This is a genomic window from Bradyrhizobium sp. MI1.10 (assembly GCF_055811035.1).
The window spans coordinates 1-9,941 of record NZ_JBVVPN010000040.1; the positions used below are offsets into that span (position 1 = coordinate 1).

8 protein-coding genes are annotated in these 9,941 nt (G+C 64.8%); all 8 read right to left on the reverse strand.

Features of this window, described 5'->3' with window-relative positions; translation table 11 throughout:
- Window positions 1–230: 230 nt before the first annotated feature.
- On the reverse strand, window positions 231–1,445 hold the full coding sequence (locus tag AC0L3K_RS31445) for an ABC transporter substrate-binding protein (protein ID WP_007600785.1): 1,215 nt from the start codon (window positions 1,443–1,445) through the stop codon (window positions 231–233).
- A gap of 293 nt (window positions 1,446–1,738) precedes the next feature.
- Window positions 1,739–2,566: an ABC transporter permease gene (locus AC0L3K_RS31450; protein WP_007600787.1), complete on the reverse strand. Its 828-nt coding sequence runs from the start codon at window positions 2,564–2,566 to the stop codon at window positions 1,739–1,741.
- Window positions 2,563–3,825: an ABC transporter permease gene (locus AC0L3K_RS31455; RefSeq protein WP_035995528.1), complete on the reverse strand. Its 1,263-nt coding sequence runs from the start codon at window positions 3,823–3,825 to the stop codon at window positions 2,563–2,565. The genes AC0L3K_RS31450 and AC0L3K_RS31455 overlap by 4 nt, the downstream gene beginning before the upstream one ends.
- A 286-nt stretch (window positions 3,826–4,111) precedes the next feature.
- The gene (locus tag AC0L3K_RS31460; protein WP_007600792.1) at window positions 4,112–5,161 is read right to left on the reverse strand and encodes an ABC transporter substrate-binding protein; all 1,050 of its coding nucleotides are present in this window, start codon (window positions 5,159–5,161) and stop codon (window positions 4,112–4,114) included.
- An 87-nt stretch (window positions 5,162–5,248) separates the two neighbouring features.
- Entirely contained in the window at window positions 5,249–6,388 is a 1,140-nt protein-coding gene (locus AC0L3K_RS31465; RefSeq protein WP_007600793.1) for an ABC transporter ATP-binding protein, read from the reverse strand.
- A gap of 132 nt (window positions 6,389–6,520) precedes the next feature.
- Window positions 6,521–8,089: a DUF4403 family protein gene (locus AC0L3K_RS31470; RefSeq protein WP_007600794.1), complete on the reverse strand. Its 1,569-nt coding sequence runs from the start codon at window positions 8,087–8,089 to the stop codon at window positions 6,521–6,523.
- A gap of 138 nt (window positions 8,090–8,227) precedes the next feature.
- Entirely contained in the window at window positions 8,228–8,866 is a 639-nt protein-coding gene (locus AC0L3K_RS31475) for a Vgb family protein (RefSeq protein ID WP_007600795.1), read from the reverse strand.
- A 30-nt stretch (window positions 8,867–8,896) separates the two neighbouring features.
- Window positions 8,897–9,941, reverse strand: a 1,045-nt coding sequence (locus AC0L3K_RS31480; RefSeq protein WP_473367513.1) for a helix-turn-helix domain-containing protein, incomplete at its 5' end; no start/stop codon positions are given.

Below are 9,941 nucleotides of genomic sequence, written 5' to 3' on the forward strand. Positions count from 1 at the left end.
GTGTCAATGCCCAACTGCCTGCTTATAATAACACCCCGATATAAAATAACTGCGTGCACGGGGTTTTATCCCGCCAAACACCCCGCGCGCGGGTTTTGGGCGGGGCGCGCTGTCGTGCGTTTTTTCGTCTGCCGTCGTTGCGAGGAGCTCTTGCGACGAAGCAATCCAGGCTGTCACCGCGGATGCATTTCTGGATTGCTTCGCTTCGCGCGCAATGACGGAGAATATCCCTAATTTCCCTTCACCAGGGGGCAGCCGCCTTTGTCGAGCGGGCGGAAGGCCTCGTCGCCGGGCACGGTAGCGATCAGCTTGTAGAGGTCCCACTCGCCCTTGGATTCCTCGGGCTTCTTGACCTCGAACAGATACATATCGTGGACCATGCGGCCGTCGATGCGGATCTTGCCGTTCTTGGCGAAGAAGTCGTTGACCGGCGTTTTGCGCATCTGCTCCATCACCTTCGGTGCCTCGTCCGACTTGATGGCGTCGATCGCCTTCAAATAATGCATGGTCGCCGAATAGAGCCCCGCCTGGATCATGGTCGGCATGTGGCCGACCTTCTCGTTGAAGCGCTTGGAGAAGGCGCGCGTCTCCTCGTTGGTGTCCCAGTAGAACGCGTCGGTGATGATCAGGCCTTGCGTCGACTTGATGCCGAGCGAATGAACGTCGGTGATCTCCATGAGCAACGCGATCATCTTTTGGCCGCCCTGCGTCAGGCCGAATTCGGCCGCCTGTTTCAGGGCGTTAGTGGTGTCGCCGCCGGCATTGGCCAACGCGACCACCTTCGCCTTTGAGGCCTGGGCCTGGAGCAGGAACGAGGAGAAGTCCGACGAGTTGAGCGGATGGCGGACTTCGCCGAGCACCTTGCCGCCGCTCTCCTTGACGACGTTGGCGGCGTCGCGTTGCAGCGCCATGCCGAAGGCGTAGTCGGCGGTGACGAAGAACCAGGTGTCCTCGCCGCGCTTGACCATCGCCTTGCCGGCGACGTTCGACAGCGCATAGGTGTCGTAGGTCCAGTGCACCGTGTTGGGCGAGCAGGCGACGCCCGTGATATCGGATGAGCCGCCGCCCGAGTTGATGTGGATCTTGTTCTTCTCGCGCGTCAGCGCCGAGATCGGCAGCGCCACCGACGACGTCGGCACGTCGAAGATCGCGTCGACCTTGTCGTTGTCGTACCAGTTGCGGGCGATGTTGACGCCGACGTCGGGCTTGTTCTGGTGATCGGCGGAGACCACTGCGACAGGCTTGCCCGCGACCTTGGCGCCGTAATCGGCGACCGCCATCTCCACGGCGGCGAGCGAGCCCTTGCCGGTCGCGTCCGCATAGAGGCTCGACATGTCCGTGAGCACGCCGATCTTGACGACGTCGTCGGAAATCTGCGCCTGCGCGGCGCCCGACGTGGCGGCGAGAGCAAGACCGGCCGCGATCGCGACGATGAGTTTTTGCATTTGTTTTTCTCCCTTGCGTTGTTGTTTGGGCGTTGTTGCGGGCACGTTCTAGCGACAAACGGACGCGGGAGCAAAGCCCGGGATGCGAGATGAGGGTTGAGAAATAAGCAGGGCGCGGCGGTGTTTTTGCCCTCTCCCCTTGTGGGAGAGGGTGGCTCGCCGCGCTAGCGGCGAGACGGGTGAGGGGTTCTCTCCGCGAGTCTCACTGTAATCGAAGGTGCGGAGAGAGACCCCTCATCCGGCGCTTCGCGCCACCTTCTCCCACAAGGGGAGAAGGAGAAGACACCGCGCGCTCACGCGCCGCCCCTCAGCCGTTCGTTGCGTCGGCGCAAGCCTTCCAGCGTGGCGAGTAGGATCACCGAGACCGTTGTCAGAATCACCGCCGCTGCCGTGATGGTCGGGCTGATGTTCTCGCGGATGCCGCTGAACATCTCGCGCGGCAGGGTGCGCTGTTCCGGACCTGCCATGAACAGCACGATCACCACCTCGTCGAAGCTGGTCGCGAAGGCGAACAGGGCTCCCGATGCCACGCCGGGCAGGATCAGAGGCAGGATCACGCGGCGGAACGCGTCAAGCGGTGAGGCACCGAGCGAGGCAGCGGCGCGGGCCAGATTGGTGTCGAAACTTTGCAGCGTCGCACCGACCGTGATCACCACAAAGGGCGTCGCCAGCGCGGTGTGGGCCAGGATCAAGCCGAGATAACTGCCGGTCAGTCCGATCGGCGCGAAGAAGAAATACAGGCCGACCGCGGTGATAACGCCGGGCACGACGACCGGCGACAGCGCGAAGGCCAGCACGAGCGGCTTGAACCGGCTCTTCCACTGCGCCAGCCCCAGCGCCGCCAGCGTGCCGAGCACCATCGACAGCAAGGTCGAGGCCACACCGATGATCATGCTGTTCTTCAGCGAATTCATCCAGCGCGGCGAATTGATGAAGTCGTCGTACCAGCGCAGGGAGAGGCCCGGCAGCGGATAGGTGAGGTACGAGCCCGAGCTGAAGGACAGCGGCATGATCGCAAGGATAGGCGCGATCAGGAAGATGAACACCAGCGTGGAGATAACGATGGTCGCGGTCCACGCGATACGCTGGCTCGGCGTGCGGATGGAGGAATTGTCGCTCAATTCTTCATCCCTCCCGTCACCTGCTGTCCCTGCACCAGCTTTCCGTAGACGAGCGCGAGCAGAATAGTGGCGAGCAGCAGCACCGCACCCAGTGCCGAAGCAAGACCCCAATTGGCCGTCTCGGTCGTGTAGAGCGCGATGAAGTAGCTGATCATTTGATCGGCGGCGCCCCCGACGAGGGCCGGGGTGATGTAATAGCCGAGCGCCAGGATGAAGACGAGCAGGCTTCCCGCGCCGATGCCGGGCAGCGTCTGAGGCAGGTAGATCCGCAGAAAGGCGGTGAGCGGCGGCGCGCCGAGCGAGGCGGCGGCACGCATGTAAGCAGGCGAGATCGCCTTCATGCTGCTGTACAGCGGCAGGATCATGAACGGCAGCAGGACGTGGGTCATGGCCACGCAGACGCCGAAGCGGTTGTAGATCAGGCGCAACGGCGCGTCGATGATGCCAAGCCAGAGCAGGCTGTCGTTCACGACGCCTTTGCTCTGCAGCAGCACGATCCAGGCGCAGGTGCGGACCAGCAGAGACGTCCAGAACGGCAGCAGGACGAAGATCATCAGCAGGTTCGACCGGCCGGGCGGCAGCGCCGCCAGCAAGTAAGCGACCGGGAAGCCGAGGATCAGGCACAGCACCGTGACACTGAGGCTGATGAGAAAGGTGCGGACGAAAACGTCGCGGTAGATGGCCTGATCCGGCGGGGCTGCGACGATCGTGCCGTCCGCGTTCCGCGTCAGATCGAGCGCCGACAAAAGATAGAAGCCGGTCATGGGACCACTGGCGTCCTTGATCGTGGTCCAGGTGGCGCGTTCGCGCCAGGCCGGGTTGATCTTGCCCAGTGTCTCCCTCGCCGTGCCGGGGTCGGGCACGGTCTTCAGATTGCGTGCGGTGCTGGTCAGGATCGTACGGAACCCGTTCAGCGCGTAATTGAGCCGCTTGGCCGCAATCGCAATGGTGCCGGAAGCGCGCGCCGCCATGATGTCGCCTGCCAGCGCCGCGTAGGCCTTTTCGTCCGGCAGATCCCTGCCGTCCCAACTAGCGAGAGCCGCGATGGTCTGAGGCAGAACCAGACGCACCTCCCGGTCATCGACGGCACGCCACAGCATGCCGGCGATGGGCCCAGCGAAGGTGAAGAGCAGGAAGATGAGAAGCGGCAGAATGAGTGCCAGCGCCTTGGTCTGGCGCGCGCGCTCCGCCTGCTTCAGCCGGCGCTTGAGCGGCACCTTGGCCAACGCGTCGGCGCCGATTGAGGAGGCTGCCGTCATCGGGAGCCCCATTGTGACTGGACATCTCTCGTCATTTTGGCTGTGGCAATCGCGTGCGGCCTTTCGGAGCGATCTGAGCAAGCGCCTCGTCCCTCGAGACGACCGCGGAGCCTGTCATCGGGCCGCGCTTTGCGCGGACCCGGTGGCGGTCTCCTCAGGATGAGGCTCTCCGAAGTCGCTGCCGCGCACGTCCTCATCCTGAGGAGCTCGCCTAAGGTGGGCGTCTCGAAGGATGGCCGCGACGAAACTGCTGTCAATGCGCGCCGCACGCCGGTTCGGCCGCGCGCTATTTCGCTGCCCATTTGTTGAAGCGCTCGGTCAGGCGGTCGATGTTCTCGAGCCAGAAGGCAACGTTGATTTCGACCGCGTTCTTGATGTTGTCAGGTGCTGTCGGCAAATCCTTCAGAACGGCAGGCGCGAGCAGAGCGGCTGCGTCCTTGTTCGAGGTGCCATAAGCAATGTTCTCCGACAGTTTCGACTGGTTCTCCGCCTTGCCGACGAAGTCCAGGAACTTGTAGGCCGCGTCCTTGTTCGGGCTGCCTTTCAGGATCACCCAGGTGTCGATGGTGAAGAGGGCTCCGTCCCACACCATGCCGAAATTCTTCTTCTCGTTCTTGTTCGCGGTGTCGATGCGGCCGTTGTAGACCGAGGTCATCGCCACCTCGCCGGAGGCGAGCAATTGCGGCGGCTGGGCGCCGGCCTTCCACCAGACGATGTCGCCCTTGATGGTGTCCAGCTTCTTGAACGCGCGCTCGACGCCTTCGTCGGTCGCCAGCACCTTGTAGACGTCCTTTGGCGCGACGCCGTCGGCCATGAGGGCGATCTCGAGCGTGGTCTTCGGGCCCTGACGCAAGGCGCGCTTGCCCGGAATCTTTTTGGTGTCGAAGAAGTCGGTCCAGCCTTTGGGAGCCTCCTTCAGCTTGTCCTTGTCGTAGCCGAGAACGAAATCGTAGAGGATGGCGCCGACGCCGCAAGCGTTGACTGACGGTGGGATATAGGCGGCCTCGCCGCCGATCTTCGAATAGTCGAGCTTTTCGAACAGGCCTTCCTCGCAGCCAACCGCCAGTTCGTCGCTCTCGACCTGCACGACGTCCCAGGTGGCGGCACCACCCTGCACCTTGGCGCGCAACACGCCGACCCCGCCGTCCCAGGACTCGTCGTTCATCGCAACACCGGTCGCTTTCTTGAACGGCTCGAAATAGACCTTCTTCTGGGCATCCTGATACGCGCCGCCCCACGACACGACGGTGAGGTCACGCGCCTGCGCGACCGTGGCCAGCGCCGCGCTGGCGGCGAATGCCGCGGCGAACCCCAGTACAATCTTGCGCTTCAGCATGGTCTTTGTTCCTTCTTCTTCACGTGACTTGCGTTGAGCTTGGTCGATGTAGGTCCGCCCGCGTTGGAGCGTTGCTGCATGGTTGGATCAGACGGGATCGAGGGCGAGGCAGTCCTCCGGGCGGAAGGTGATGAACACGTCATCGCCAGGTCTCAGGCTGCCAGCTGTAAGGCTGCCAGCTCTCAGGCTGTCATGCGTCCCCGGCTGAAGCTTGACCATAAACTCCCTGTTGTCGGCGACGTCGAGCACGGCCAGCGCGTGGTCGCCGAGATAGATGGTGTTCTGCACCTTGGCCGGCAGTCGGTTCGGTTCGTCGCTGGAGGTGCCATTCGGGATAATAGCGATCCGCTCCGGCCGCACCGACAGCGAGGTCGATGCGCCCGCGCCTGATACGTTGACCGCTCGTGCGGTCACGGCGCCGCCGCCAGCCAGCGCAACGCGGCAATAATCTTTCTCGACCGTCTCGACGGTGCCGGCCAGCACATTGTTCTCGCCGATGAAATGGGCGACGAAGCTGTTCACCGGATGCTCATACAGCCTGTCGGGCTTGTCGATCTGCTGCACGATGCCGTCGTTGAATACGGCGATGCGGTCCGACATGGTGAGCGCTTCACTTTGATCGTGGGTGACGTAGACGACGGTGATGCCCATCGTCTCGTGCAGTTGCTTGATCTCCAGTTGCATCTGCTCCCGCAGGCGCTTGTCCAGGGCGCCCAGGGGTTCGTCCATCAGCACGAGTTGCGGATTGAAAACCAGGGCGCGGGCCAGCGCCACGCGCTGCTGCTGACCGCCGGACAGCTGCCCGGGCCGGCGCTGTGCCAGGTTTTCCATCTTGATCATGCGCAATGCCGCTTTGACACGATCCTGCGCTTCGGCCTTGTTCGTGCTGCGGACGGATAGCGGGAAGGCGATATTCTCCGCAATCGTCAGGTGCGGAAACAAGGCGTAGTTCTGGAACACCATGCCGATGTCGCGCTTGTGCGGCGGCACATTCTTGATCGGCCGGTCCGCGAGGTAGATCTCGCCATGGGTCGGAACCTCGAAACCCGCCAGCATCATCAGGGTGGTCGTCTTGCCCGAGCCCGACGGACCGAGCAGGGTGACGAACTCGCCCTTCCTGATGTCGAGATCGAGGTTCTTCACCACGAGGTGCTCGCCATCGTAGGTCTTCTGAATGCCGGAAAAGCGCACCAGTGCCGGCGCAGGCGTGACCATGCCGGCTTCCATGTCGTCCTCGCGTTATCAGCCACAGTGCTGTCGGCACCTCGTCCGAGTGTGCGAGGAACAGCTTAGCATCCTCCGACCAGAATGCCAGCGGCGCAAGTAACGACGCGCACGGACCCGTCGAGGAAAGGCGCGCTACATTCCCGACAGTTTCGTCACAGACACATTCAGCGATCCGCCAGCTTCCGCGATCACGCGCAGCGTCTTGGAGTCAAAGGCGATGTCGGCCAGCGTCAGGCTGTCGATCTTCGCCTCGACCTTGACGCCGTCCTCGCTCTTCTGGAAATCGGCGATCGCGGCTGCGATCTTCTCGCGTGCATTGGCGGCAATCGGCTTCAGATCGATTGTCGCTTTCTGCACCAGCGCCTGCTGCATCTGCGGCACCACCGCGCGCGCCGCGGCACCCAGCAGGCCGAAGGCCGCCTCGGACTCCACCGCGAGCTGGATGTCGGCGAGCCGCAGCGTCTGCTGCGCCTGGTCGAGCATCGGCCGGCCCCAGATGTGCACGGTCGCTTCGGCGCCGAGACCAAGCCAGCTCTTCTTCTCCTTGGCGCGCACCAGCAGCGAGATCAGGAGGCGCTCGCCCGACGGGATCACGTTGACGCTTTTCACAGTGACGTCCACGGGACCGGAGCCATCCTCGGGATAGGTATGGCCGACCATCTGCGCCGCGATCAGCTTGTTGATCTCGGTGAAGGGCACGTCGATGGGTACGCCGATGTTCACGCCGGTGCCGGTCGGCGGCACGATCGAGATCTTGTCGGGGAACGGGCAGTCGGGCTTGGTCGGCGTGGAGGTGACGCGCGTCTCCGCTTCCAGGCCCATCAGCAACGTCACGGCCTGCGCGTCGACGCGCGGCTGCGCGGCGATGGCGCGGATCGGCTTCATCTCCAACCAGAGCGGCGGCAGTGCGGCCGAGGAGTCCGAGCCTTGCAGCGGGATCGAGCGGCAGGCCTTGGCCCATTGCAGCTTCGCGTTCTCCCGCAAGGTCGGATCGTTGCGCATCCGTTCGGAGACGGCGTTGATTTGTTCGCTGACGGTCTTGTCGATCAGCGGCTTTACCTGCGCCGGCACGTTGACCTTGGCACCGGAGATGTTGAGGTTGGTGTCGCCAAGGTTGACCTGGGCGCCGAGATTGGGCTCGAGATGCCAGTTGGCCGCGAGCTTCGGCCGCGAGGTGACGACGACGTTGCCCTTGATCTCGGCGCTGGCGTTCAGATTCTTGATGTTGACCGCGCCGATCTGTTTCGCGGCATTGCCGCCGAGCACGCTGCCGAGCGCCTCGCCGAGCGCGCCGGTGGCTTTCGACGACAGCGAGCCCGTCACGTTCAGCTTGCCCGTGAGCGGCGTCGAGATCGTCAGCACGTCCTTGTCGCCGACAGCCGACATCGGCCCGCGCACGGCGGACCAGCCGATGTCGCCGTTCTCCAGGATTTGCGAGATCGGGTTCTCGGCCTTGCCGGCGAAATTGCGCGGAGCGGCCTTCTCGGCCTGCTCGCGGATCGCCGACAGCGCGATGGCGACCGGCGCCACCACGATCGAGCTCTTCGAGACCGGCGGCAGCGGCGGCAATTGCGCGACCGGCGGCGCGGAATTCGTCGCCCGCGGCGACAGCCAGTCCATCGCCTTGAGGCTGATGAAAAACGACGCCGCGAGCACCGCGACGGCGATCAGGACAGTTTTCAAGTTCAGCGTCAGTCGCATCAATCCCCCAGGCCGCCCCAGGGCAGAAGTCTACAGGGCAGGCGAGGAGGGCGCTAGAGCCCACCGATGGGGTGGAATTGGGGCAAACATATTAACGGCTGCGAACGCGCAATTGTCGCGCATTCGTCATGGCGCACCCTAGCTGCGCTTCGGACGGCGCACCGCTCTCACATTGCCGCGATCTCCGCCACCGCAGAAGAAGCGGTCGCCGCCATCGGACTCCAATCCTGACACCATCGTCCCGGCGGGCAGGTCGAGCTGCTCCAGCACCTTGCCCGTATCAGGGTCGATCCGCCTGATGTCGCTGTCCTCGCCTTCCCAGGTGCCGTGCCAGAGCTCGCCCTCGACCCAGGTCACGCCGGTGACGAAGCGCTTGCTTTCGATGGTGCGGAGAATTTTTCCCGTCTGGGGATCGACCTGATGGATCTTGCGTTCCCGATACTGCCCGACCCAGAGCGAGCCCTCGGCCCAGGCCAGTCCGGAATCGCCGCCGCCGCCAGGTGCAGGGATGGTGGCGAGCACCTTGCCGGTCGCAGCGTCAATCTTCTGGATGCGGTCCTCGGCGATCTGGAACAGGTGGCGGCCGTCGAACGCCGTTCCCGCATGCGCAGCGACATCGATGGAGCGGGTGATCTTGCCATCGGCCGGGTCGACTGCGTTCAATTTGTCGCCGGATGCGAACCACATATGGCTGCCGTCATAGGTGACGCCGTGCACGGCTTCGACGCCAGCATAGGGCCCGTATTCCCTGACGATCTCGGCGGCTGAACGTTTCATCTGCTCGGTCCCTGTAGTGTGAATCCCACTTTACGTCTTCAGGAGCGGTCCGGGGAGTAACAAGCCTGTCGGGAAACCCGGCACGGGCGGCGTCATCCAGCGCCGCGCCCGTCCGTGTCCGAAGGACTGTACCTTGTTCGATCGCGCCAGCTCTTCGAGGGCCCGCTGCACGGTGCGCGCGCTCGTTCCCAGCGCCAACGCGAGCGCCGAGCTCGACCAGGGCTCGCCGTCGGAGAGGAAGGCGAGCACATTGGCGTGCTTCTCCTCGACGGGTCGTGCCAGCACGAGAACCTCCCGCGTCTTGCGCGGTGTCTTGCGCGGCGCCAGCACAAAACCCTGCTTCGTCGCGCTGACGTCGGCGAGAGGCTCGAGCTTGGTGCGGAGCCGTCCGATTTCGACGCGCAGCCGGGCGCGATGCGATTCGTCGACGTGCCTTGCCTGAAACGCGCCCGTGATCAACGTTTCCCGCGAGACGTCCGCGGGCCAGGCCTGCGCCAGGATGCGGGCCAGCGCGAACAGCACCGGCCGCGTTCCGAGCGGCACGAGGATGCCCTGCCTGCGAACCGCGTGATGGAACGTGTCCACCACGAGCGCCTCCGATGTCGCGAGGTCCTCGACCTCCTCGAGCAGTAACGGCCGTTCGTGCCCGCGCGTGATCAGGCGCGCTGCGGGCGTGTCGAGCACGCGGCTCGTGCTTTCGACCTCGGCTGCAAGCGCTGCAATGCCGGCCTGCCGTGCTGCGCTCGCCGCGCGGCCGAGCGCCGCGCGCGCGTCCTTCGTTCGGAGCCGCCGGATGGCGATGCCGGCAATCACGAGCTCGCGGGCGACCTGCGCGGCCGGGGGCAGCGGCGTGGTGTTGATCTCGGCCAGCGTGCGCTCGGCCTCTTCGAGGCGCCCGAGAAGGAGAAGTCGGCGCGCCTCGATGTGACCCGCATGGGCGGCGTTGGCGAGGTCACCGTGGCTTGCGAGCGTCGCGCGCGCCGCCCCGCGCGGCGGAGGCGGGCCCATCACGGCGCGGCCCCCCCGCGGGCCCGCGGGGGCGCCCCCCCCCCCCCCCGCGCCCCCCCCCCCCCCC

Excerpts from the sequence above, each read along its gene's own strand:
- AC0L3K_RS31445 (WP_007600785.1), bottom strand. The coding sequence starts at position 1,445 with ATGCAAAAACTCATCGTCGCGATCGCGGCCGGTCTTGCTCTCGCCGCC.
- AC0L3K_RS31455 (WP_035995528.1), bottom strand. The coding sequence starts at position 3,825 with ATGACGGCAGCCTCCTCAATCGGCGCCGACGCGTTGGCCAAGGTGCCG.
- AC0L3K_RS31460 (WP_007600792.1), bottom strand. The coding sequence starts at position 5,161 with ATGCTGAAGCGCAAGATTGTACTGGGGTTCGCCGCGGCATTCGCCGCC.
- AC0L3K_RS31465 (WP_007600793.1), bottom strand. The coding sequence starts at position 6,388 with ATGGAAGCCGGCATGGTCACGCCTGCGCCGGCACTGGTGCGCTTTTCC.
- AC0L3K_RS31470 (WP_007600794.1), bottom strand. The coding sequence starts at position 8,089 with ATGCGACTGACGCTGAACTTGAAAACTGTCCTGATCGCCGTCGCGGTG.
- AC0L3K_RS31475 (WP_007600795.1), bottom strand. The coding sequence starts at position 8,866 with ATGAAACGTTCAGCCGCCGAGATCGTCAGGGAATACGGGCCCTATGCT.